This window comes from Mucilaginibacter sp. P25, assembly GCF_050859465.1.
GTDB classification, from domain to species: domain Bacteria; phylum Bacteroidota; class Bacteroidia; order Sphingobacteriales; family Sphingobacteriaceae; genus Mucilaginibacter; species Mucilaginibacter gossypii.
In genome coordinates, this window is sequence record NZ_CP193937.1 from 1888806 (window position 1) to 1913933 (window position 25128).

Annotated in this window: 21 protein-coding genes, 1 tRNA gene and 1 pseudogene; 12 read left to right on the forward strand and 11 right to left on the reverse strand. The window is 43.0% G+C overall.

The genetic code is table 11. The features are described from left to right. The first annotated feature begins 30 nt into the window (after window positions 1-30). The gene (locus tag ACRQ5D_RS09960) at window positions 31-2370 is read left to right on the forward strand and encodes a glycoside hydrolase family 3 N-terminal domain-containing protein (RefSeq protein WP_091175960.1); all 2340 of its coding nucleotides are present in this window, start codon (window positions 31-33) and stop codon (window positions 2368-2370) included. A gap of 127 nt (window positions 2371-2497) precedes the next feature. On the opposite strand, the gene ruvC is transcribed toward ACRQ5D_RS09960, so the two are convergent. The 5 genes from ruvC to ACRQ5D_RS09985 form a co-directional block, all read right to left on the reverse strand. Then, entirely contained in the window at window positions 2498-3088 is a 591-nt protein-coding gene (gene ruvC, locus ACRQ5D_RS09965) for a crossover junction endodeoxyribonuclease RuvC (RefSeq protein WP_091175902.1), read from the reverse strand. 19 nt (window positions 3089-3107) lie between these two features. After that, complete coding sequence (gene aat / locus ACRQ5D_RS09970) at window positions 3108-3680, reverse strand: leucyl/phenylalanyl-tRNA--protein transferase (RefSeq protein WP_432328786.1); 573 nt, start codon at window positions 3678-3680, stop codon at window positions 3108-3110. Window positions 3681-3758: 78 nt separating this feature from the next. After that, on the reverse strand, window positions 3759-5693 hold the full coding sequence (locus ACRQ5D_RS09975; protein WP_091175906.1) for a DUF3857 domain-containing transglutaminase family protein: 1935 nt from the start codon (window positions 5691-5693) through the stop codon (window positions 3759-3761). An 8-nt stretch (window positions 5694-5701) separates the two neighbouring features. Next, window positions 5702-6130, reverse strand: a complete 429-nt coding sequence (locus ACRQ5D_RS09980; RefSeq protein ID WP_432328788.1) for a hypothetical protein — start codon at window positions 6128-6130, stop codon at window positions 5702-5704. A gap of 47 nt (window positions 6131-6177) precedes the next feature. Then, window positions 6178-7680 (reverse strand): DUF3857 domain-containing protein, encoded by a 1503-nt coding sequence (locus tag ACRQ5D_RS09985; protein WP_432328790.1) that lies wholly within the window; start codon window positions 7678-7680, stop codon window positions 6178-6180. Between the two features lie 205 nt (window positions 7681-7885). Between ACRQ5D_RS09985 and hflX the strand changes: the two genes are divergently transcribed. Beyond that, on the forward strand, window positions 7886-9070 hold the full coding sequence (gene hflX / locus ACRQ5D_RS09990) for a GTPase HflX (RefSeq protein WP_091175910.1): 1185 nt from the start codon (window positions 7886-7888) through the stop codon (window positions 9068-9070). An 84-nt stretch (window positions 9071-9154) separates the two neighbouring features. Here hflX and ACRQ5D_RS09995 read toward each other — a convergent pair whose 3' ends face one another. From ACRQ5D_RS09995 to ACRQ5D_RS10005, 3 genes are read right to left on the reverse strand one after another with little or no spacing between them, the layout of a single operon-like run. Further along, window positions 9155-10057 (reverse strand): menaquinone biosynthesis family protein, encoded by a 903-nt coding sequence (locus ACRQ5D_RS09995; RefSeq protein ID WP_091175913.1) that lies wholly within the window; start codon window positions 10055-10057, stop codon window positions 9155-9157. A 10-nt stretch (window positions 10058-10067) separates the two neighbouring features. Next, the gene (locus ACRQ5D_RS10000; protein WP_431199504.1) at window positions 10068-10208 is read right to left on the reverse strand and encodes a hypothetical protein; all 141 of its coding nucleotides are present in this window, start codon (window positions 10206-10208) and stop codon (window positions 10068-10070) included. After that, window positions 10205-10630: a hypothetical protein gene (locus ACRQ5D_RS10005; protein ID WP_431199505.1), complete on the reverse strand. Its 426-nt coding sequence runs from the start codon at window positions 10628-10630 to the stop codon at window positions 10205-10207. The genes ACRQ5D_RS10000 and ACRQ5D_RS10005 overlap by 4 nt, the downstream gene beginning before the upstream one ends. Window positions 10631-10762: 132 nt before the next feature. Here ACRQ5D_RS10005 and ACRQ5D_RS10010 point away from each other — a divergent pair, with 132 nt between their 5' ends. The 7 genes and pseudogenes from ACRQ5D_RS10010 to ACRQ5D_RS10040 all read left to right on the forward strand — a co-directional run bounded on the left by ACRQ5D_RS10010 (window position 10763) and on the right by ACRQ5D_RS10040 (window position 19520). Further along, window positions 10763-11179, forward strand: coding sequence for a 6-pyruvoyl trahydropterin synthase family protein (locus ACRQ5D_RS10010; RefSeq protein WP_090534603.1), 417 nt, complete (start codon window positions 10763-10765; stop codon window positions 11177-11179). A gap of 9 nt (window positions 11180-11188) precedes the next feature. Next, a pseudogene (folE, locus tag ACRQ5D_RS10015) lies at window positions 11189-11829 on the forward strand (GTP cyclohydrolase I FolE). Window positions 11830-11948: 119 nt separating this feature from the next. Continuing rightward, on the forward strand, window positions 11949-12836 hold the full coding sequence (fabD, locus tag ACRQ5D_RS10020) for an ACP S-malonyltransferase (RefSeq protein ID WP_091175920.1): 888 nt from the start codon (window positions 11949-11951) through the stop codon (window positions 12834-12836). An 83-nt stretch (window positions 12837-12919) separates the two neighbouring features. Next, window positions 12920-16654, forward strand: a complete 3735-nt coding sequence (locus ACRQ5D_RS10025) for an ATP-binding protein (RefSeq protein WP_091175922.1) — start codon at window positions 12920-12922, stop codon at window positions 16652-16654. Window positions 16655-16724: 70 nt separating this feature from the next. Next, the gene (locus tag ACRQ5D_RS10030) at window positions 16725-17393 is read left to right on the forward strand and encodes a DUF6597 domain-containing transcriptional factor (RefSeq protein ID WP_431199506.1); all 669 of its coding nucleotides are present in this window, start codon (window positions 16725-16727) and stop codon (window positions 17391-17393) included. Window positions 17394-17509: 116 nt separating this feature from the next. Next, window positions 17510-18667, forward strand: coding sequence for an FAD-dependent oxidoreductase (locus ACRQ5D_RS10035; RefSeq protein WP_091175926.1), 1158 nt, complete (start codon window positions 17510-17512; stop codon window positions 18665-18667). Between the two features lie 286 nt (window positions 18668-18953). Next, entirely contained in the window at window positions 18954-19520 is a 567-nt protein-coding gene (locus ACRQ5D_RS10040; RefSeq protein WP_432328793.1) for a hypothetical protein, read from the forward strand. 307 nt (window positions 19521-19827) lie between these two features. On the opposite strand, the gene ACRQ5D_RS10045 is transcribed toward ACRQ5D_RS10040, so the two are convergent. Together ACRQ5D_RS10045 and ACRQ5D_RS10050 are read right to left on the reverse strand one after the other, a co-directional pair. Continuing rightward, on the reverse strand, window positions 19828-20403 hold the full coding sequence (locus ACRQ5D_RS10045) for an NmrA family NAD(P)-binding protein (protein ID WP_432328795.1): 576 nt from the start codon (window positions 20401-20403) through the stop codon (window positions 19828-19830). Then, window positions 20330-20695, reverse strand: a complete 366-nt coding sequence (locus ACRQ5D_RS10050) for an NAD-dependent epimerase/dehydratase family protein (protein ID WP_431199509.1) — start codon at window positions 20693-20695, stop codon at window positions 20330-20332. The genes ACRQ5D_RS10045 and ACRQ5D_RS10050 overlap by 74 nt, the downstream gene beginning before the upstream one ends. Window positions 20696-20869: 174 nt before the next feature. Here ACRQ5D_RS10050 and ACRQ5D_RS10055 point away from each other — a divergent pair, with 174 nt between their 5' ends. Together ACRQ5D_RS10055 and ACRQ5D_RS10060 are read left to right on the forward strand one after the other, a co-directional pair. Beyond that, a complete protein-coding gene (locus tag ACRQ5D_RS10055; RefSeq protein ID WP_432328797.1) occupies window positions 20870-21253 on the forward strand; it encodes an SgcJ/EcaC family oxidoreductase in 384 nt (127 codons plus the stop codon). A gap of 209 nt (window positions 21254-21462) precedes the next feature. Beyond that, window positions 21463-24384 (forward strand): response regulator, encoded by a 2922-nt coding sequence (locus ACRQ5D_RS10060; RefSeq protein WP_091175941.1) that lies wholly within the window; start codon window positions 21463-21465, stop codon window positions 24382-24384. Window positions 24385-24470: 86 nt separating this feature from the next. Here the strand turns inward: ACRQ5D_RS10060 and ACRQ5D_RS10065 are convergent. Further along, window positions 24471-24544, reverse strand: a tRNA-Met gene (locus ACRQ5D_RS10065). Between the two features lie 163 nt (window positions 24545-24707). Here ACRQ5D_RS10065 and ACRQ5D_RS10070 point away from each other — a divergent pair. Then, entirely contained in the window at window positions 24708-25088 is a 381-nt protein-coding gene (locus ACRQ5D_RS10070) for an START-like domain-containing protein (RefSeq protein WP_090534561.1), read from the forward strand. Window positions 25089-25128: the final 40 nt, after the last annotated feature.

A 25128-nucleotide genomic window follows, 5' to 3' on the forward strand; every position in this document is an offset into this window, starting at 1 on the left:
TTTTTTCTTTAACCTGAATCATGAATGATCATGGCCAAACCTATTAAACTGATAACCCTGCTGGCCCTGCTGCCGGCAACCGCTGTTATAGCACAAAACAAATGGACAGAAAGAAAAGCGGGCGATATTGCTTTTGTTACTAACACAGGCGGGCAAAACCTGGGTTATGCCACCACATCGGGTGTGAAAATATTGACTGTTGATGGCTTTGCTTTTAAAGATCTGAACAAGAATGGCAAGCTGGATAAGTACGAAGACTGGCGCTTGCCTGTTGATGAACGCGCTAAAGACCTCGCCTCAAAAATGAGCGTTGAGCAAATTGCGGGATTGATGTTGTACAGCCGTCATCAACCAATCCCGGCGGCGGCGGGAGGGCCGTTTGCGGGGACTTATAACAACAAGGTTTTTGCTGAAAGTGGAGCCAAGCCATCAGACCTGTCTGATCAGCAGAAGCAGTTTTTGGCTAAGGATAATGTAAGGCATGTGCTGGTAACCTCTGTACAAAGTCCTGAAATAGCCGCGCAATGGAATAATAACGCGCAGGCATTTGTGGAAGGCCAGGGTTTGGGTATCCCGAACAATAACAGTTCCGATCCCCGGCATGGCACCGTGGCAACAGCCGAATACAATGCCGGGGCAGGAGGGGCTATTTCCATGTGGCCTGGATCGCTTGGGCTGGCTGCTACCTTTGATCCTGAAGTGATAAAAAACTTTGGGCATATAGCTGCGCAGGAATATCGGGCCTTGGGTATTTCAACGGCGCTTTCGCCGCAGGTAGATATCGCTACCGATCCGCGATGGGCGCGTGTGAGCGGTACTTTTGGCGAAGACCCTCAATTAGCTGCCGATATGGCCCGTGCGTATATCGATGGCTTCCAGACTTCGGCTGCCGAAAAGGAAATTAAAAATGGCTGGGGTTATAACAGCGTAAACGCTATGGTTAAACACTGGCCAGGCGGCGGTGCAGGAGAGGGTGGCAGGGATGCGCATTATGCCTATGGCAAGTATGCGGTTTATCCGGGCAACAATTTTAAGCAGCATTTGATCCCTTTTACCGAGGGCGCATTTAAGCTGCAGGGTAAAACAGGCATGGCTGCGGCCGTAATGCCCTATTATACCATCTCATACAACCAGGATATCAAAAACCACGAAAACGTGGCCAACAACTATAACTCCTACATTATCAACGACCTCCTCCGTAAAAGATACAAATACGATGGCGTAGTTTGTACCGACTGGCTGGTTACCGGCGATGAAACTACGGTTGATTCCTTCCTTTCGGGCAAATCATGGGGCGTAGAAGGCCTATCTATAGCGCAGCGCCATTACAAGGTGCTGATGGCGGGTGTTGATCAGTTTGGCGGCAATAACGAGGTTGCCCCGGTTGTTGAAGCATACCAAATAGGCATAAAAGAACATGGCGAAGCGTTTATGCGGGCAAGGTTTGAGCAATCGGCAGTGAGGTTATTGCGCAATATTTTCAGGACGGGATTATTTGAAAACCCTTACCTGGAACCCGAAGTTTCTAAACAAGTTGTTGGCAAGCCCGAGTTTATGGATGCCGGTTACCAGGCGCAGCTTAAATCAATAGTGATGCTTAAAAATAAGGCTAATATTCTGCCTTTGCAAAGCGGCAAAACGGTATATGTTCCTAAAAAATTCACCCCGGCCGGCAGGAATTTTTTGGGAATGGAGACACCTGAAAAATTGGAATACCCGGTAAATATGGAAACTGTTAAAAAGTATTTTAAAGTGACTGATAACCCTGATGAAGCCGATTATGCATTAGTGTTTATTGCCAGCCCCAACAGTGGCGGCGGTTATAACAGCGCCGACGCCAAAAACGGCGGAACAGGTTATGTGCCGGTGAACCTGCAATACGGAACATACACTGCTGCCGATGCCCGTGCAACCAGTATAGCAGGTGGCGACCCGCTGGAGAAATTTACCAATCGTACTTACAAGGGTAAATCAAGTACTGCTATTAATGTTACCGATTTGGCTATGGTTACCGATACTTATGCCAAAATGAAAGGGAAGCCGGTTATTGTATCTGTTAATATGAGCAATCCGATGGTATTTGCTGAATTTGAAAAGGATGCCAATGCTATCATTGTTGATTTCGGCGTGCAAGGCCAGGCCTCGCTTGATATCATGACAGGTAAAGCAGAGCCATCTGCATTGTTACCGCTGCAAATGCCGGTGGATATGAAAGCCGTTGAAGCGCAGTTTGAGGATGTTCCTCACGATATGAAATGCTATGTTGATGAACAGGGCAATAAATATGATTTTGGTTTCGGCTTAAACTGGAAAGGGGTTATTAAAGATGGGCGTGTGGATAAGTATGTGAAAAGTGTGGTGAAGCCGTAAGATATTAAAATATAACATTAATGTAGAGACGCATAATTGCGTCTCCCGTAGGACATGCTGTATGATGGTCTATTGTAATTTGAATGTGGGAGACGCAATTATGCGTCTCTACATTTGATGGATAATCTCACTTCACAACCCGCTTAGCATTATCCTTCACAAAAGTATCCCAACCTGAATATGATTTTTTAGAGCCCGATTTTCCAGAACCCGAACCCGTAGGGATACGCTGAAATGAATGACAAACAGCTACAGCCAAACCATCGGTAGCATCCAAAAAATCGGGGGTTTCTTTAAATTTCAGCAAGCTTTGCAGCATGGCTGCTACCTGTTCTTTGGTTGCATTACCATTACCCGTTATGGATTGTTTTATTTTACGGGGGGCATATTCGGTGATCTCTACATTGCGCGATAATGCAGCAGCTATGGCCATTCCCTGGGCGCGACCGAGTTTCAGCATCACCTGTATGTTTTTGCCATAAAAGGGGGCTTCTATAGCGAGACAATCAGGGTGGTAGTTATCAATGAGGGCAACGGTTTTTTCAAAGATGCGCTGCAGCTTAAGCATATGATCGTCGGTAACGGGCATTTTTACTACGCCCATAGCAAGTAGCTCAATTTTAGGGCCGGTTTCCTTTAGCAGTCCGTAACCCATAACAGCTGTGCCGGGGTCGATACCTAAAATGATCCTTTCCTTTAAATTTATCACCTGCTGCATATGGCTCAAAGGTAACTAATCAAACTAAATTATTTAGCAATACATCCATATATTGCTCCCGGCTTATCATCCTTGCTCCAAGCGATTCGAGATGACCGGTGTGCACCTGGCAATCGATAAGCTTGTACAGCCCTGTATTGCACAGATAGATGAGCGCTGTTTTTGAAGCGTTGCTAACGCGGCTAAACATGCTCTCACCGCAAAAAACATTATCTACGTGTACGCCGTACAGGCCACCGACCAGCTTGTCATCCTGCCATACCTCAACCGAATGGGCATAGCCTTCCAAATGCAGGCGATTGTATGCAGCTATCATATCGGGCACAATCCAGGTGCCATCCTGCCCTTCGCGCGGAGCGGTTGAACAGGCTGTTATAACATCGTTAAAGCAGGTGTCAACAGTAATGTTCAGTTTGCCGGAGCGTAACACCTGCCGCATGGATTTGGATACTTTCAACTCATCAGGAAATAAAACAAACCGCTCGTGCGGCGAATACCACAGAATAGGTGTATCATCGCTATACCACGGAAAAATGCCGTTTTGATAGGCCAGCAATAACCGTTTGGTACTCAAATCGCCGCCAACAGCCAAAAGCCCGTCTGGTTCGGCCAGATCGGGCTTTGGAAATATTAAACGTTCTGTCGAGCCTGAATATCATCAGGCGCAAATTTATGCTTTACGGCGGATCACCAGCTTTTTATTTTGGGCTTTGGCTATCGCATCCAGATAAACCTGCAATTCGGTGTATTTGGCGGCGGGGATTACATGGTTTTTTAAGTTGAATTTGGTAGTGCTTACCACCTGGTTTTTAGTTGCGTCATAAACATACCTAACATCATAAGTGCCGTAAGTAAATTTAAGGCTTTGATCGGCAGGCAAAGCATCAATTTCAAAGCCGGCAGGCAAATCAATGGTGGTAACGCATGTTTTTAACATGGGAATTTCAAAGAAAAAATCGCTTTTTCGTTTTTCAAGTATGGGTACGGTTGTTTTCCACAGATCAAAAACACGGGGTTTGTAAAACTGCTTGTTGCCCGCCGATACATCGCAAAATTTATCGTACTCCAGCTCAATGTCCAGTTCTTTTATGCCGTCTTTATCTGTTGATGGCTTGAACTCAAAAACTGATGGCTGCTTCATGTTCAGCATCTTAATCAATACCTGTTTTTGCTCGTCGGTTTTTAAAGCTGCTATACCCAGGTAATCATCGCGATATTCGCCTGTGCTTAAAATTTTAAGTGTTGCCTTTGCGCCGCCATCCGCGTCAAGTACCACATGCGCCTCGCTATTAAATTGGTTATCAATATCTGTACTGCGTGGCGTTTTAACCAGTTTGCCCCCATCTTCGGTAACCAGCAATGCATACCTGTTTTCGGTAAATGGGCCAAGCTTACCAAATGGCTTTTGCATATTGGTACACTCAAGCCAGGTAGTATCGCCTTTAAAAGGTACACATAAAATAATGTGATTAAAGGGATCGCTTGGAAATGCAGGATCAGCGGGCTCTTCGTTTGAACCTGCGTTTATTATGGCATAATACGATGGAATATCAGCTGCCTTTAATAAGGCATACATGTAGTTTGATAATGCCTTGCAATCGCCATACTTTTTCTGGTCGACAAATGTAGCCGGGAATGGCTTTAAACCTCCAATGCCGAGCTGGATACTTACATAACGCATGTTTTGCTGCATGTATTGGTATAAAAATCTGGCTTTCTCTTTGTCTGTTTTAAAGTCGGCCGTCATTTTTTTAACCTCGGCTATCCGCTCCGGACTAAGCGAGCATACGTCTGCATTGAGGGCCTGCAGCCATTTGCCAAAATTTTGCCAGGTGCTGATGTCGCCGGGAATACCACCAAACTGGAATGAGTTTGCTGCAAACATGATCCGCGGCATAACCTGCCATGATTCAGCATCGTCTTCGGGCTTTACAGCTTTTAAATTTTTTACATGCCAGGTGTACTTTTCAAATTCGCCGGCAGGTGTTTTTTCGGGCTTGATGGTAGTATTCTTATTCATGTACCTGAAGCCTACCGAAGGATTGACCAGGACAGTATACTCCGCGTTTTGGACGGACCTTTCAGATCGTTGGATATCCCATTCACCAAGATCAAGAAAGCTGTTCATATCCTCCTCAAAAATTACCTCTATAGTAGTTGGATATGCAGATATCGGATGTTTTATGGCCAGCATCCGGTCGTCCGTTACAATCGAGATCCCATCGGTAGCGGCATAATCATAAAAATCGCTCTTGTGATATTTTTTTATCATCGTTCCATCAGCGTTGTAAACCAGCATTTGCACGTTATCAACACTGCTGAATTTTTTATCGTAACCCAGGCCAAGTTGAGCAGCGGCATCACCTTTTTCATTTAAAACAGTAATGATGGCGTGATGCTTTAGCGTCATTTTACCAGCTGCTTTTACGGTAACCTCGTCTGAAGAATACCGCACAACCGAATTTGCTTCTCCCTTTAATGAATCGGGGATGGTTGATGCTATATAAAATTCTTTCGGGAGATTTTTATCCTGTCCGTAGCTTTTGATTGATAAAATGACAATGCCTGCAATAGTTAGCAGCCTGTAAAAATATGTAGTGCTCATGTTTTCGATCAGGCTTTTTTAAGTACTATCTGCTCAGTAAGCATATCCTGCATTTGTTTGTAGAACTCTCTCAGCTCAGGATAACTTTCTTTTTCGTAAAAAGCCTTTTCGTATGATATAACATATCGCACTACAATCATTCCGCCCTGTTCGGCAATAAAACGTTTAAGGCTTATACTTTGATCGGGCATAACCATGCGTATGCTTTTTGGCAGCGCATCAACTTTATAACCTGCCGGAATTTTGTAGGTACCGTTTATCTCATACCTGTTACGATGCCCAAAATCAATATCAGTAGCGCGCTTTTCGCTCAGGAAAGGGTTGGTACGTATAGGGGTAAAAAGGTTGGGGTTAAAATATATATATGTTCCGTCGGAACCGGTGAGCTCCAGGTCAAAAGCTATATTTTGTACCAGTGGCAGGGTATCTGACTCCATATCCTTCATTTTTAATGACGATATTTTAAGGTTATTGTCGTTGGCCTTTATGTAGTCGATATATTTTTTTCACCATCGGTTTTATAGCGTTCAACACTGCTTATTTTGTGGTAGCTGAAGCTGCTGATATCTGCAGTTCCGGTCATTTTGCTATCCGCCTTAATGTCGGCATTGATCATAACCACCTGCCTGGCCGGAGCTGCTTTTGTAATATAAAGCATATCGTAAGCGTTGGCCTGCTTATCGATATACAAACCCGATGAATTCAATAGCATATCGGGTGTTTCATTATATAAATTGTATTTGTTTGTAGCATCAAGTATGTACTCTTTTGTGCTATCAACAGGAATATAAACCACTGCACGGTTAAACTGCGAAAGCGAGGTGTTGAAGCGGTTCACTTTTCCGTGTTCGCGGGTGCTCACAATCATTGGGTAGATTTCCTTAATGCCCGATTGTTTAAGCAGGTGGTATAAAATAATATTAACCTCGGCCGAATTGCCCGTTTTCTTTTCCCATGCCCGGTAAGTACCATCGTTGGTATACCAGCGGTCAACTCCATCCCATTTCATGAGGGTTTTTACCTGGTTAAAAACGTAAGCTATTTTTTCATCATCAGTTTTAAAGGTTTTGGCTTTGGTGATAATGGGCTCTTCGTCTTTTAATTTACGTTTTAACTGGCCGCCAAAATCTTCATCATCGGCAATAAGACCGCCCACTTTAGCCCAGGTATCTGAATATGACTTGTAAAAGCCATAGCTTGATTTTACAGAAGTAAGGTTAAACTGTAACGACATGATATTGTCGGTATATGAGCGCATGTAAGGCTCATCATGCAGCGAAGGGATGTTTTCCATAACCCTAAAATCTTTTTCATCATTATATGATAAAGGATTTGTGCCGGGCATGGTGCGGGCTTCTGAATCATGGGTTGCTTTTGAATAAGGCATCCAAACGTGGTTCACCGTGCGGAAATACAACAGATCGGGAATAGACGTATCCAACTCGCTGTACCGCACCGGTATTTTTTGCTGAAAATCCCACGACGGGAAATTGCTTATCGAAACAGTATGATATTTATACTTGTATTCAATTACTGACCCTGCCTTAACGTTTGGCATTGAAAATACAATAGCGCTGCGTACTTTATCAATGGCTTGGGTATAGATAAGTTTTTTATCCAGCTTGGTTATTTCGGGCTTTCCGTTAACCAGGTTAATGGTTTCGGCTTGCACATCGTTAATATATTCCAGCCGGTTACCGCCGTAATATTCAATACGGATGTTGGCTTCATCTTTACCATTATCGTTAAAAATCTTGATCCTTTTGTGATACTCGCCGCTAATGTCAAACGAACTATCGTAATAAACATCGCCTTTGTTAAAAAGGACTTCGGCATTTGCATCGGGCTCAAAATCGCATTTGGTCATCTCAAGGTCCGCGATTTCAATTTTGCCAAAGGGTAAAACTTTAGAAGGGGTTTCGGTTTTTTGAGCGTTTACCGGTAACGCAAATAGGGCTGCTCCAAGCAGCAGTAAGAGCCTGTTCATCGTGATGAGGTTTAATCAAATCAAAAATAGCAATTGTTGGAATATTTAAAAGCAAATTTTTTTAGTCATTTTAATTTAATTTTTTAATAAAAGCTCGTGTCATGAATTTATTCCCGCTTATGTTATTTTGACATTAAAATTTTATTTCATAGCCCCGTTTACGTACATTTATTTAATTGGCACTTTGATTGATATACTGTAATTAATGAAGCAAAAATTTTATGATACTGCTGTGAAGCAGGAAAAAGCGGTACTTGTGGGTGTAATAACCCCCAATGAAACCGACGAGATTGAGAAAGAGCACCTGGAAGAGCTCGAGTTTTTGGCCAGCACCGCGGGAGCGTTAACGGTGAGCCATTTCACTCAAAAACTACAGCGCCCGGACAGGGCAACTTTTGTTGGCTCAGGTAAGCTGGAAGATATTAAAGCCTACGTTAAAGAAGAAGAAATTGATATAGTTATTTTTGATGATGGCCTTTCGCCATCGCAATTGCGTAATATTGAGAACGAACTGCAGGTAAAGATCCTCGATCGGAATAACCTCATCCTGGATATTTTTGCAAGCCGTGCCCAAACAGCGCAGGCCAAAACCCAGGTTGAACTGGCGCAATTGCAATACCTGCTGCCCCGCCTTACCCGCCTCTGGACCCACCTGGAGCGCCAGAAAGGTGGTATTGGTATGCGCGGCCCGGGTGAGTCGCAAATTGAAACCGACCGTCGTTTGATCCTGAATAAAATCTCGCTGCTTAAGGATAAACTGAAGCAGATAGACAAGCAGAACGAGACCCAGCGCAAAAATCGCCATCAACTTGTACGTACAGCATTGGTTGGTTATACCAACGTAGGTAAATCAACTATCATGAATATGATAGCTAAATCGGAAGTGTTTGCGGAGAATAAGCTGTTTGCCACACTGGATACTACGGTGAGGAAAGTTGTGATCGAGAACCTGCCTTTCCTGATGTCGGATACGGTAGGGTTTATCCGCAAATTGCCGCACCATTTGGTTGAGTGTTTTAAATCAACACTTGATGAAACCCGCGAGGCGGATATCCTGATCCATGTAGTGGATATTTCGCATCCCAATTTTGAAGACCAGATCCGTACCGTTAACGAAACCCTGAAAGATATAGGTGCGATCGATAAACGCATTATTACTGTATTTAACAAGATAGATGCCTTTAAACCCGAAGATCACCAGTTACCGCAACAGGAAGAACCATTGACACTGGAAGACTTTAAACAAAGCTGGATGGCCAAAAACAATGCTCCTGCCATATTTATCTCCGCAACTAAAAAGGAAAATGTGGAGGAGTTTAGGGCCTTACTTTATAAAGAAGTGAAGGCTATACATACTGAAAGGTATCCGTATGACGCTTTGTTGTATTGATAATTGGTTGAAAATAATATAAACAAAAGAGGGACGCACTTTTTGGTGAGTCCCTCTTTTGTTTTTGGAAGCAATGCAGTTAGACTAATCAGTCAAAAATATACCCTGCTTCACCTCCGGTATAATGCCCTTCTCCAATGCGGTATCAAACATCAGGTTAATAGCTTTACGCCCTTCTTCCCCCAGCTCAACTGAGTATTGATTTACATAAAGTTCAATATGCTTGTACATCACTTCTTCACTCATTTCCTGGGCGTGTTGTTTAATGAACTCCAGGCCTGATTTTGGATTGGCAAAAGCAAACTCAACCGATTTACGCAGTACCCGGTTAATTTTATGCTGAACATCCAGCGGTAAATTACGGTTAGCTACAATGCCCCCAAGCGGTATAGCGCAACCCGTACGTTTTTCCCAGTAATCGCCAAGGTCGATTAATTTAGCCAGTCCCCTGTCCTGATAAGTAAACCTGTTTTCGTGGATGATCAATCCAAAATCAATGGTTCCGTTTAGTACAGAATTTTCTATTTCAGAAAAAACAATTTCTGTTTTGTTATTTGCTTCCGGAAACGCGAGGCTTAGTAAGAAATTGGCGGTTGTATATTTTCCAGGGATCCCAATTTTGGATTTAGAAACAATAGGCGCTAAATCAACTTTTTCACTTGTGCCCGATTCTCCCTTAAATATTTCTTTATCCTCATCATTTACAAAGCGCGTTACCGGTGGGTTGAAAATAAGCATAGGCCCAACCCCAAAACCCAGCGCGCTGCCCGAGTCAAGCAGTACATACTTGTCAGTTACATAAGCAAAAGCGTGATAGCTCAGTTTGGTAATGTCCAATTCGCCGCGAAAGGCTTTTTGGTTAAGCGTTTCCACATCATCATAAAATACTTCAAACTCCAGGCCTTCGGTGTCAATTTTATGATGGATGAGGGCATCAAAAATAAATGTATCGTTAGGGCAGGGCGAAAATCCGAGCGTTAGTTTCATGCGGGTAGTATTAACTGTTAATGATCTGGTTCACCAGGTCGATGGCAAATGTATTCAGATTTTTAATGGCCAGCCCAATGTTCCAGGCCTCACGATTACGTTTCTCAACATAATTTGACACTGCCCTGATTTGCATGCCAGGTACGTTCATCTGCCGGCAGGCGTAAAAAAAGCCGCACCTTCCATACTTTCCAATTGCGGGTGTAACCGTTGCTGTACTTTTTGGATGGATGGCTCGTGGCCGTGCACCGTATTAACGGTTATAGCCTTTGCCTTTTTCAGAAAAAAGTTTGGATAAACCTGCTCAAGCGATGTTGTGGGCAAAAAAACACTCTCGCCAAAGCCAAGCGTATCAATGGGGATAAAAGCTTCGTCATCCTGTGCGCCAAGCTCAGCAAAGGTATCTTCGGTTACTTCCAGCACATCGCCTAAATTGAAATTACGGTCGAAACTGCCTGCTATGCCAAGATTGAGTACAAGATCATAGGTATGGTTGCTTAATTGCCGGGCCATGCCAAAGGCTGTTGGTACCATGCCTGCACCGGTTATCAGTACATCAACCTTATTGCCCAATTGATTTACGAGGGGGCAACCTCAAATTTGGTAGCTGCAACAATGAGTATAAGCATATTGCATTATTTTGACGGCTAATATAAAACAACTACCCTGTTTTTGTTTTGTATATTTGCACCCACTTTTGTTATGATGATACATATAACGCGCAAGGAACATTTTAATGCCGCTCACCGGATGTACCGTGAGGAATGGAGCGCTGAAAAAAACTTTGAGGTGTTTGGCAAATGCGCCAACCCCAACTGGCATGGTCACAATTACAACCTGTTTGTAACTGTAAAGGGCGAAGTCACGCACGCTACCGGTTATCTTATCGATTTAAAAGAGCTTAAAATTATAATCAACGAGTATGTTATTGAAAAACTTGACCATAAAAACATCAACAAGGATGTTGATTTTATGGCGGGCAAAATGGCATCGACCGAGTTGCTCTGCATTGAGATCTTTAACCAGTTAAAAGGACCTATAGAAGCTTATGAGGGTGTGTTTTTACATTCGGTTAAGCTTTACGAAACTGAAAATAATTCTGCCGAGTATTTTGGCGGTTAATTTTATAAAATGAGCGACTCACAATTTAGCCAGGATACCGACGATGACGATTTCGGCGGATACATTAAAATAGATCGTTATAACCAGGACCGGATTGATAGTTTGAAAGATAACTACCGAGACGTACTAAAGCAATTAGGCGAAGATGCCGCACGCGAGGGTTTGTTAAAAACCCCCGAACGCGTTGCAAAAGCCATGCTTTATTTAACCCACGGTTACGAGCTTAATGCCGAAGAAATCCTGAACTCGGCCAAATTCAAGGAAGATTACAGCCAGATGGTGGTAGTAAAAGACATTGAAGTTTATTCGATGTGCGAGCACCATATGCTACCCTTTTTGGCAAGGCGCACGTAGCCTACATTCCTAACGGACATGTGGTTGGTTTAAGCAAGATCCCACGCGTGGTTGATGTTTTCGCCCGCCGTTTGCAGGTGCAGGAACGTTTAACAAACGAGATCCGCGATTGTATTCAGCAAACACTGAACCCTGTAGGCGTTGGTGTGGTAATTGAATGCCGCCACCTGTGCATGAGCATGCGCGGCGTACAAAAACAAAACTCGGTAACCACCACGTCGGCCTTTACCGGCGAGTTCCTGAAAGAAAAAACCAGGACTGAGTTTTTGAATTTGATAAGTTCGAAGTTAAGTTAAGCCCCGTTGGGGAGAGATTAGAGGTTGGAGATCAGAGATTAGTTTTTAAAAACCTAATCAGATTCCCGCCTTTAATCGTATACAACCAATCTCTAATTAACTAACCTCTAATCTCTAAAATGAAAGCATATATTTTCCCGGGCCAGGGCGCCCAGTTTCCGGGTATGGGCAAGGACCTGTACAATCAATCAGAAAAAGCACGTGAGCTGTTTGAAAAAGCCAACGAAATCCTGGGTTTCCGCATTACTGATGTAATGTTTGAAGGCACAGCCGATGACCTGGTGCAAACCAACGTTACCCAGCCTGCTATTTACTTACATTCAACCATTTTGGCCACAGTTTTGGGTGATGATTTTAAGCCCGAAATGGTTGCGGGCCACTCACTGGGTGAATTTTCGGCCCTGGTAGCCGCAGGCGCTTTATCATTTGAAGATGGCTTGCGTTTGGTAGCAGCACGTGCCAACGCTATGCAAAAAGCTTGTGAAATACAACCATCAACCATGGCCGCTATTTTAGGCCTGGATGATTTTACTGTAGAAGATATTTGCCAGCGCATAAGCGAGGTTGTTGTGCCTGCAAATTACAACTGCCCTGGCCAGCTGGTGATATCGGGCTCCATTGCCGGTATTGACGAGGCTTGTATTAAGATGACCGAAGCCGGTGCAAAACGTGCCCTGAAGCTCAAAGTAGGCGGAGCGTTCCATTCGCCGTTAATGGAGGCCGCGAGGGTTGAACTGGAGGCCGCGATTGTGGCTACCGAGATCAAAGCCCCCATTTGCCCCATCTATCAAAACATAGATGCCAAGCCATATACCGATCCTGAACGGATTAAACACAACCTGATAGCTCAGCTTACCGGTGCCGTTAGGTGGACACAAACCGTAATGCATATGCTTGAAGATGGTGCCACTTCATTTACCGAAGTAGGGCCGGGTAACGTACTGCAGGGCCTTGTTAAAAAGGTTGATAAAACCGTTGAAACTGCAAGCGCCGCGTTACCGCAATAATTTTTAAAAGCCACATACAACATGTGGCTTTTATTTTTGTTATAGGCTTGTATTAAACAAAAAATCCATAGTATAGCAACATCTTGACTACTTCCGGAAAAATACGCCTATTGCTTGCCCTTTTAGGGCTTAGTTTGCTGCTTACGGCCGTTATTGTTCAAAAAACATATACGCCCGTAAATAGCCTTGTGCAGTCTGCCCGGATACTTGAAGACAATCTCCATAACAAAGAAGCGTTTATAAATAAGCAGCTTAACGGCACCGAACGTTTTAAAAAGATGATGAACCTGCGCAATAATGAGCAGGACGCTATTAATGCTATTGAAAATTTCACCACCCAAAACAGCATTTGGTTTATAACCTTAACCAATAATAAATTAAGCTTTTGGAGCGGCATAAAGGTATTGCCGGATAGTACCAATACCATTAAAGATGGTTATTCCTTTATTAAGCAGCCCAATGGGTATTATGAAACGTTCCGGAAAACGGAAGGGAATTTTTCGGTTATCTTCTTTATTCCGGTTAAGATCAATTATGCGTTCCAGAATAAATACCTTCAAAACAAATTTGCCAGGGATCTGCTCGACGATGATAATATTGACATAGCCGATTTTACAGATGTCAACGTTTATGAAGTTCATAGCAGCGATAATGATTACCTGTTTTCGGTAAAGCTTAAAAATAATGACGCCAATAATGATTTTGTTTACTATGAACTTTCATTTTGGATACTCACCGCCATTACGCTTTGTGTACTGATGCATAATATTTGCAATTACGTGGCATCAAAAGGGTATGTGGTATTATCTATCATATTCCTTGCTTTATATATTGTGCTGTTCAGGTTTGTTAACCTGCATTATAACCTGCCCGATTTTACTTATAAGCTTAGCATTTTCAATCCGGCATTTTATGGCTCAAGCCTGGTTTATCCTTCGCTGGGCGATTTTTGTATCAATATTCTGGTCATTTTTTGGTTCGTAGCCTTTGTGTACAGGCAGCGCCGCAGGTTTTTAACCAATGTGCAAAGCAAAACTGCCGGCTATGTTATTGTGGTTATTGCTATTTTAACACTTGTAGGGGTGTCAACATCATTATTGCGTTTGTTTCATGGCCTGGTTATCAACTCAAAAATCAATTTTGATGTAAACAATGTACTCAGCTTAACGGGGTTCAGCATATTGGGGGTATTAATGCTCTGTTTTAGCTTTTTGATATTTTACCTGCTCAATGAAATCATTTTAACTATATGTCTGAAGCTTAACGTACCCCGAACGCACCAGTTATTCCTGTTTTTGACTGGAATTATCATAGCTACCGCCGTGTTTACCTATTATAATGAATTTACTTTGTTTTACATATTGTGGGCACTGTTGGTACTGATAAGGGCTTATAATTTTATTTACTATAAAGAGCAGCTTTTTGCCACATCGTTTTTAGGTATCGTGTTTGTTTGTGCCCTGATAGCAGCAATTAAGCTTAATCATTTTGAAGATCAGAAAGAGCACGAAACCCGGAGGGCCCTGGTACAAAAACTGGAGATCCCGGATGATGCTACGGCCGATTATATTTTTAAAAGGATAGAAAACCAAATTATAACGGATACGGCCATAGTACGCTATTTTACCAACGGCCTGCACAACGGCGATTATCTTAAAACCCGTTTCCAAAAACTGTATTTTGATGGCTACCTGTCAAAGTACGAGTTTAAAGTTCATGAATTTGATGCCAATGAAGAACCTACCTCGGCAGATAAAAACTACTCGCTGAGTGTGTTTAAAGACCTCGTACTATATAGCTCATTTAAGGTATCCGACTATTTTTACCGCGAAAACGAATCATTCGGATATCAGAATTACTTTGCCATACTGCCTGTAAATACCAGTAATAAGCAATTGGGCACTATTGTAATTGAACTTAAATCAAAACCGCTGCAATTATCAGGTGCTTTCCCTGAGTTATTGATTGACGGCAACATAAGCCCGGAAAATGACTTTAAAGATTATTCATACGCCTTTTATAGCGATAACAAATTGCTGAGCCAGCGCGGCACCTATGTTTACTCGCTTGATAACAGGGAGTTTAAAGGCGACCTGAAAAAATACACCGAAAAAACCACGAAAAACCGCAGCACTGCCTGGTACGAAAGCTTTACAACATACAATCACCTGATATACAGGCCCAGCGAAAGAAACCTGATTGTTGTTAGCAGGGAGGAAAACTCACTTTACTATGCGGTTACTTCGCTCACCTTCTTTTTGGTGGTTATACTGATATTCAGCGCGGTTATCATCACTTTAAAATGGTCGTGGGCCCGCATCAAAATCTTTAACATAGCAGAAGACGGACTGAAGATAAACTTCAGGATAAATTTTGATAAGGTATTGTATAAAACCCGCATCCAGATCTCGATGATATTGGCCGTAGTGGTTACCTTGGTGCTTGTTGGTTTTATTACTTTTTTATCCATCAGTAACCAGTACTATACCCAGCAGGAAAAAATGATCAGGGATAAAATAACCCGTATAGCATCGGCATTTGAAAACGGCCTTTTTACCCAGTATGTTGAGCATCTCAATGAGGAGAGCCAGGTTCATTTCAATGAATTGGCCAATACTTACGCAACCGATCTCACTTTGTTTGATACCAATGGTGTTCCCTTATTAACCACTCAGCCTAAAATTTATGAAAACGGCCTCGTGGCAAAACGGATGAACGCCCGTGCATTCATCTTTTTGAGCAAATTGCAAAAAACCGAGTTTGTAAACGATGAAAAAATTGGCGAACTGAGCTATAAAGCGGCCTATGCCCCGGTAACCCTTACTGCATCAAACAAAACGGTTGCCTATATTCAGCTGCCTTATTTTAGTAATGAAGCCGATTACCGAGAGCGAATAAGCTCATTGCTTAATGTGATGATAAACGTTTACGCCATAGTTTTTATAGCAATTGGCTTATTTGCCATTATTATAGCAAGGCAAATAACCGCGCCCTTAAACTTTATACAACAAAGCCTCAGCAAAACCATCTACGGTAAAAAGAACGAACATATCAAATGGTCGCGCGATGACGAGATCGGCGCATTGGTTAAGGAGTATAACAAAATGATATCGGCCCTTGAAAACAGTGCCCAGCGGCTGGCACAATCCGAACGCGAAAGTGCCTGGCGCGAAATGGCCAAGCAGGTTGCGCATGAAATCAAAAACCCGCTAACGCCGCTAAAACTGGGCTTACAACTGCTTGATAAATCATGGAAGGACAAAGATCCCAGGTTTGATCAAAAATTTGAACGTTTCAGCAAGTCATTTGTAGAGCAGATTGAAAGCCTGTCGTCGATAGCGTCGGAGTTTTCGGCATTTGCCAAGATGCCGGATACCCGTATTGAGCAGATCAATATTTTTGATATGTTAAACCAGGCAGTTACCATTTTTAAACAGATGGATAACGTGCAGATCACCTATCTGCAACCAGAAAGTGCATTCATTATTAATGCCGATCGCGACCAGCTATTGCGCTGTTTTAATAACCTGTTGAAAAATGCTATTGAAGCCACCCCTCAAGACAGGAAGTGCATCATAGATATCAATTACCTGGTAACCAGCAAAAACATCCTGCTTACCATCAAAGATAACGGTAACGGGATTCCGGAAGAGATGCGTGAAAAGATCTTTGAGCCAAACTTTACCACCAAAAGCTCCGGAACGGGTTTAGGCCTTGCATTCATCAAAAACTCTATTGAAAATGCCAACGGCAAAATTTGGTTTGAAACAACTATGGGTACAGGAACCACATTTTATTTAAGTTTACCTGCTGCTTAATAGTTAAACCGCCGGTAAATCACTGATCAACTGCGGATTTACAATACAACAAAGCAAATTAACAAAAGCTATGAGCAATAACCTGGAATACAGAATTGTTAGGCCCGGTAAACCACTTTCGGATTTTGTTGATAGCTTTTGGTTTTTACGTAACCTATCTGACGCCGATAAAGATACAACAGGGTTACCCGACGGACTTATTGATATATTGCTTTTTAAATCCGCTACACAGCCTTTTAGTATTGCACAGCTTGGAGGGTTAACCCAGTTTGAACAGGCCAAAGTTTCGGCCAATAGCGTAATATTCTGCATTAGCTTCAAATTGCTTGCCGTTGAGTATATTTTTGGAGAGGCCATTGCCAATATAGTAAACGGTGGCAGGTTCTTACCAGATGGCTATTGGGGGTTTACCGAAAACGACCTGCTGGATTTTGACTGCTTTGTAGAAAAAGCAACGCAAAAAATCAAATCGCTCATGCCGGAAGATATAGATGAACGTAAACGGAAATTGTTTGAACTGATTTATGTAACGAAAGGGACGATCACGGTTAAAGAGCTTTCCGGAAAAGTGTTTTGGAGCAGCAGGCAGATAAATCGCTACTTTAATCAGCAATTCGGGATCTCACTTAAAGCCTATTGCAATATTCTTCGTTTCCGCGCCTCGTTGGAGCATATTGCAGACGGCCGGCTGTTTCCGGAGGAGAACTTTTTGACCAGAACCACTTTATCAAAGAAGTGAAGAAGTTTTCGGGCGTTGTGCCCAAAGAATTATCTAAAAACAAAAACGACCGATTTATACTATTATCAGCCATAAGGCAGAAATAATTTTGCATCGTAATTAAACGATGAAAAATTATGTTATTAGATAATAAACAGGTTGCCATAGTAGGTGGCGGACCGGCGGGGTTGGCCTTAGCAAGGCTTTTACAACTTAAAGGTGCAGATGTAAAAGTATATGAACGGGATATAGACAGAAATGTACGGGTGCAGGGTGCCACGCTCGACCTGCACGAAGGCACAGGACTGGAAGCGCTGAAACGGAGCGGTTTGCTGGATAAATTTTATAAATACCACCGTCCTGTAGCAAGTAAGATGCTGCTTGTAGACAGAATGCTCGATATTGCTTTTGATGACCACAACTTTGCGACTATTACCGCAGAAACCCGCCCCGAAATAGACCGTGCGCCTTTGCGGGATATTTTATTGAACTCATTGCGGCAGGATACCGTGGTATGGGACAGCCATTTCATTTCAATGGAAAGAGAAAGAAAAGGCTGGCGTTTGTTTTTTAAAAACGGATCGAATGCCTATGCCGATCTGGTAATTGCGGCTGACGGGGCCAATTCAAAAGTGCGGCCTTATTTAAGTGATGTTGAACCGGTTTACTCAGGTATCACGCTGATTGAAGGCAATATTTACAATGCTGAAAAATACACCCCAAAACTTTTTTCCTTTGCAAGGGGAGGTAAAGTAATGGCGTTTGATGACGGACAATTTGTAGGTTATGGCACAAAAGCTGATGGCTCAATTATGTTTGTGGTGAATTTTAAAACGCCCGAAAACTGGCTGGAACAAAGCGGCATTAATTTCAATAACAGAGAGGAAGTTTTTGAATGGTTTAAGAAAGATTTTGCCAGCTGGAGCGATGAATGGCATGAGTTTTTTACAAATGATGCAGTTTGTTTCATTCCCCGCCCGCAATATTATTTTCCATTAAATCAAAGCTGGGAAACGGATGAGAGCCTTACAATGATTGGGGATGCCGCGCACCGGATGCCACCATATGCAGGCGAAGGTGCTAATGTGGCATTGCAGGATTCGTTTGAACTGGCCGAATGTTTAACCGGGAATCAATTTACTGATATCAAAGAAGCGATTGCCCATTTTGAAAAAGAAATGGTTGAAAGAGGAGCTAAAGCCACAAAAGACACGCTGGAAAATTCGGAGAGAATGTTTTCAAAAACTGGTTTGGCGCAAATGGCTGAATTTTTTAATCACGTGGAGAAACAATAAGGAAACAACTACGAATTGGAGTAAAGGCCTGTGCGATCTAAAGTTCTGCCCAGACCCTTCAAAGAAAATCAGTAAAAAGCCGCCATTGGTATACAAATGGCGGCTTTAGTAGCTTTTACCGGGCAATTTTTGAACTGGTTCCTTGAGATTCTTAAAAGTTTAGTCTATTGTGACAAATGAACTCCCGTAGTAATTAATAATATTGAGGTTTTTTTGCTCATATCTGTCATGCCCCGATCTTTTAGATTAAATTGCATTAATGAACTTTCTCTGTAAATTTTTGCTATTGTCTTTACCTCTAAATTATTCTTATCAACAACTCTGTGCAAAAACTGAGGAAAGCCTTAATTCAGCTGTTTTAAAGAAAGATTCAGTTTTACAACGTGGAACGGAAATTATAGATGGCAATAAATATACTGCCGTTAATATTATTGACAATTGGGGAGTTAAATTCTATATAAAAGATGAGAGCGGTAAAATTGTTTACACCTATAAAGATGGCGGAGTTGTAAGCTTTAAATTCCTGGATTTTAATAGTGATGGATATAAGGATATAGTATTAGAATTAATAGCTGTGGATTCTGGCCAGCAAGACCTGATTATTTATGACCCAAAATCAAAACGGTTTAAGTTAGCTGGCAATTGTTCGAATGCTCGAGAAATACCCAGGACAAAATATTATTATTCATATGAAGATTGTTGCATGGGAAGAAATTGGAGTAGTAACCTCTTTTATATTGCTGACTCGAAAATTATTAATATTGGGCACATTAAATATCGGGATGGTTACGGACTATCTTTTTTTAAACTTAATGGTAAAAAGATATTGCTAAAAAATGGAACGTGCGCATAAATGGTGATACGCCGGTTACAACAGGGCCGCATATCGATTTTGATTTAGGCCGTTATTGGACTAAGCATTGGAGTTCTTTCACTAAATAATTCATCGATCAGTCCCTGTCAATAAGTGGTTCGAGAAACGCACAATCAGCGAACCCTTTCTGTAAATATGCCTCAATTGCGCATTTAGTAGCGGGAGCAGAATCGAACCGCCGACCTTAGGCTTTTTATTTTTATAGCTCTTTTTGTGGTTAGTAAAAAGATTGACCTTGCGGTAAAACAAGAAGCCGCGATGAAACACGAAAAAGAGATACAGTATTTTAAGCATCATTAACCTGCAATTGCTTTTCCAGGTAGTGAAACAAGGTAGTAGGCCCGTGTTGGGCGGTTGGTATTTCCGATTGCTGGCTAATGGTAAGTTTCGTCATATTAGCGAAAGATGCCGCCGCTTTTTCGGAAAAGCCGCCCTTTATCATAAAGTCTTTCCATCCAGCTTCCGGCACAGTCACCACGTTTACCGTTTTGTGCAATAGCTTACCGAATGTTTCGGCCACATCCTGATTAGAATAGGTTTCAGGCCCTTCCAGGAAGAACAGCCCGGTCCGGTCGTCCAGCATTAATTTGGCTGCGAACGCACCGATATCTGCCGGCGCAACCATGGGCAACTTAAAGTCCGCCGGAAACAAAGTGGTCAATTCTCCCTTTTCCCGGACGGCTGGTATTGCCTGGTCAAAATTGCTCATGTAATAAGCGCTGCGGATCACTGCCAGCGGGATGTTCAATTTGGCTAAGCCCTGCTCTAATTCATACAGTGCACCGAGGTCAAAAATATGATCTCCGGGCTGTGCGCCATAGGTAGAAGCGGCGACGATCTTTTTCAGTTCTCGTCCCTTCAAGCGCGTTTAGGATACTGCCGATCTGTTCCCTTTCCACCGCATCGATATCTTTATCGGGAGCCGCATTCGGGTTCAGCACAAACAGGCGTTCCGCCTGTCCGAACAGTTCTTTTAAACGGGCTGTGTCCCGGATGTCTGCAACCTCATAGGCTGCCCCCTTAACAGTCCATTCGGCAGCTTTAGCCGGATCGTGGCCAATGATCATGACCTTTTGCTGGCTTTGCAGCAAAGAGGTCGAAAGCGCGGCACCGATATGGCCGGTTCCTCCTAAAATAACGTGTGTGTATTTCATAACGCTGTTAATTTCAATATTCATGCCGTAAAAAATCGTTTCATGAATAGTGCAGGTTTAGCTTTATGTAACAAAAGATAAAGGATTTGTAACATAAACATAAGTAACATCATGAAGTATCACCTTTATTTGTAGTATCCGCTATGGATGTTTGTCCACCTGTATAAAATACCCATGAAAAAGATAACAAGCCTGATACTTCTGATATGGCTATGCAGTGCCAGCGTACTGGCCCAGCAGCCTGACACAGCATCGAATAACGCTGCTATACGGCAGATGATCAAAAATTATGAAGATGCATGGAATAGCCATAGCCCCGAAAAACTGGCGGCCAACTACACCTCTGATGCTACCTGGGTAAACTGGTTTGGCGCCTACTATAAAGGTCGGGATGATATTTTTAGGCATTATAAGCAGGTTCATAATACTTATTTTAAAAACACCCGGTACTATACCCGGGCTGTTGAAGATATTACCTATCTGAATCAGGACCTTGCGGTTGTACATGTACGAACAGGCCTTGCCGGCGACAGAACGATATCCGGGTCAAACGTTTGAGTTTCGCCGGATGATCGTCGTGGTAAAACGGGACGGTGAATGGAAGATATTTGCGGGTCAAAACGCCAGGCTGGAAAAAGGCATTAACTAATATTAAAGCCGCTCTGGTGATGAATAAAGCCCTGTAGTATCTGTATATTATAATAAATAAAATATTATTTTTGATTATAAAAGGCCCTGCGATTTTACGCAAACATAATCTACATATTATGCATCTGGCTAAATGCTCCATTGTTTTACTGCTTTTGCTATTGGGTTTGTATGGTGCGGCCGATGCACAGGACACGGTAACCCTGCATCACAAAGATTTCGGCGCCTACAATGAAATATCGCTGCGTGATAAACACTGGTTCTTTCATCCTGAAATAAATAACGCAAATACACCGCCTGATGCCCGTTCCGGCGGCTGGGAGGCTGTACAGTACACGGCATTTGGCACAGATAAGCTACCCGCCGGGTGGAAAGGTATTGGCTGGTTTAATATTTGGGTAAAAGCAGGTAAGGATGTGGCGGGCCAAAAATTTGGCCTGCGCATTAATCATGACGGCGCGTCAGAAATATTTATTGATGGTGAGCCAATAGGCGGCTATGGCAAAATAGGCCATCCGGTTGAAGCAACGGAAGCCAACCGGGCACCATTAGAGATGATACCTTTTTGGTTAAAGGACAATGCGCCGCATCTGGTAACTATTCACTACGCCAACCCTTTTGGTGTATACCGTAATTTTGTAGGCTTTGAAGTGTTACTTACCAATTACGATTTGTATAGCAAGCGGATAATGCGCGCCCGGACGCTATATAATTTTGTGCCAATGTGTGCCGCCGCTGCGTTCATTCTTGGCTTGCTGCACTTTTTGCTTTTTCTGTTTTATCCGAAGCAGAAGCTGAATTTTTATTACGCATTGTTTGTTATGCTAACAGGCATCACCAGCGGGGGTATATACCTTTTTTATTTAACCGCCCATCCGCAGCTACAATATATTGCTCATTACATGACCTATAACCTGAAGGTGTTGCTGTTGTGGTGGGGCCTCATTTTGCTGTATAAGTTAGATTATGGCCAGGTACATCGATGGCGCCAGGTTACCCTGGCGTGCGTATGCTCAGCCTATTTACTTTTTTACTTTTATAAATTTTATATTTTAAAAGAAACTGATTTTCCTGATTTTTTTTCGTTAGTGTTCCTTGTTTGCAATGTGGATGGCTTTATCTGTGTATATCACCTTATACGTAAAGGCAGGCGCAAGGCGTGGTTAGTTACAACGGGTGTAATGGCAGTTTTCCTGGTTTATATTTTTTGCTGGGATGATACGTTCGGCGTATGGCCTTACGGTTATAATTCAATGCGGGTATTTGTGATGAGCGCGGGCGAACTTGTTTTACCCGTGTGCCTGTCCCTTTATCTCGCGCTCGATTATGCCGGCACAAACCAGCAATTGGCCGCGCAACTGGCCGAGGTTGAAGCATTGTCGGCTTCTGCACTGTTAAAAGAAGCTGAAAGAACCGAACAGGTTGCGGCCGAAGCTCGAAAATTAGAAGCTATTGTACAGCAACGCACAGCCGAACTAGAAGAAAAGGCGGATAAGCTGCGTGAACTGGACGCTGTTAAATCAAGGTTTTTCGGCAATATTGCGCACGAATTCCGGACGCCGTTAACGCTCATCCTCAATCCGGTTAAGGAACTTGCCGGCCAGACCACCGATCCATCATTGCTGCGGGATTACAGGATGATCCTGAATAATGCTGAGCGCTTGCTGAGGCTCATCAACCAGTTGCTTGATCTGAGTAAACTGGAGCAGGGATTAATGGAATTGTTGTACGAACCGCTCGATTTAAACGCATTATTATTAGGCCATGTCCAAAGTTTTGAGCCGCTTGCATTGCAAAAGGGCATCACACTGCATTTTCGGTCAAGCTATCGCGAACTTTGGGTAATGGCAGACCGGGATAAATTGGACAAGGTCATGCTGAACGTTATCGGGAATGCGGTAAAATTCACGGCGATAGGCAGGGTGGAGATTTTTCTTTATCACGATGATGGGATGCCCGGGAATCAATATGTAGTTCGCGTTCGCGATACAGGTAAAGGGATACCCAGATCAAAGCTTCCCTATATTTTCAGTCGTTTTTACCAGGCCAATTCGCCGGGCAGCCAGGCTGCAGAAGGAAGCGGTATCGGTTTGGCACTTTGTAAAGAACTGATTGAGCTAATGGGCGGCAGTATCGCTGCAAATAGCTGGGAGGGGGCATTTACCGAGGTGGTGATCCAGTTGCCTTTAGACGAAGCGGCGGGCGCTCATGAGGGTGTAGTGGAGTTTAAGGCTATGAAAGCAGCCGCTGAAAGCGAAGAAGCAAAACCTGATAAAACAGAGGCCGATATGGACTTGATTTTGCTGGTAGAGGATCACCGGGAGCTCCGTGACTTTATTGAACGCCAGCTTGCGGAGCAATACCGGGTAATTACCGCTTCGGACGGCAAGGCAGGAATCACAATGGGTATAGAACAAATTCCGGCACTCATTATTACCGATGTGATGATGCCCGATACAGATGGTTATGAGTTGTGCGGGACATTGAAAAAAGACGAACGGACAAGCCATATCCCGGTCATCATGCTGACAGCAAAGGCTGACGTAGATAGCCGTGTAAAAGGTATTCAAACAGGAGCTGATGCTTATCTTGCCAAACCTTTTGAGAAGCGCGAACTGCTGGCCCTGATCGGAAACCTGATCGGGACGCGCAATATTTTGAAACAACATGTTGCAATGCACAAGAGATGGCTGATAGAGTTGCCCAATATGCCGACGATAGAGCAGGCTTTTTTAAATAAGATAAAAGCCGCGGTTGAAAATAACCTGGATGACAACAGCTATGGGACTGATCAGATGGCTGGAGATATTGGTATGAGCAGAATTCAACTGCATCGAAAATTAAAGGCAATAACTGGCCGGGCCCCTGGCGAACTGGTACGCGAAATACGGTTACAACATGCACACGATCTCCTGGCGCGCCGCACAGCCACCATTGCCGAAGTAGCTTACCAGGTAGGTTTCAGCAGCCCGGCAAGTTTTTCAGCAAGTTTTTCACGGCATTTCGGGTTTTCGCCCAAGCAGGTAAATTCATTGCGTTAACTCCATTATTAAGGGGTGGCATGAACATTGTATGACCAGAAAAAACGAAAGCAGCTACGTTTTACTGTAACTGCTTCATCTTCAAGTAGCGGGGAGCAGGATCGAACTGCCGACCTTAGGGTTATGAATCCTACGCTCTAACCATCTGAGCTACCCCGCCGTTTTTATTTTTATGGCTCTTTTTCTGGTTAATAAAAAGAGTGGCCTTGCGTTAAAACAAGTGGCCGTTCCTAAAAAGGTTTGCAAATATAGTAGAAATTCGTTTTCTTTAGAAAAAATGTTTCACATTTACTTTTGTTTCTGTTTTTTTAAGTGTAAACCGAATGTCCGAAAAGAAAAAATTTACCATTGAGTACGAGATTAAGTCATCTCCGCGTATCCTGTTCAGCTTCTTAAGCGAGCCTAATGGCTTGTCTCAATGGTTTGCCGATGAGGTTAATATTCGTGACCATGTTTATACTTTTACATGGGATGACGAATCGCAAAAAGCCAAACTTTGTTCAGTTAAGGAAAACAGGTCTGTACGTTTTAAATGGCTCGATGATGATGCCCAGTATTATTTTGAAATGGAAATAATGCAGGATGAGCTTACCAATGATGTAGCCCTGGCCATTACTGATTTTGCAACGGAAGATGCCATTACAGAACGAAAGCAGATCTGGGATAACTCTATCGATTACCTCATAAGTGTATTGGGCGCCTGATAAAACTTTATTTTAGCTAATTTTGTACGCTGAACTGGTT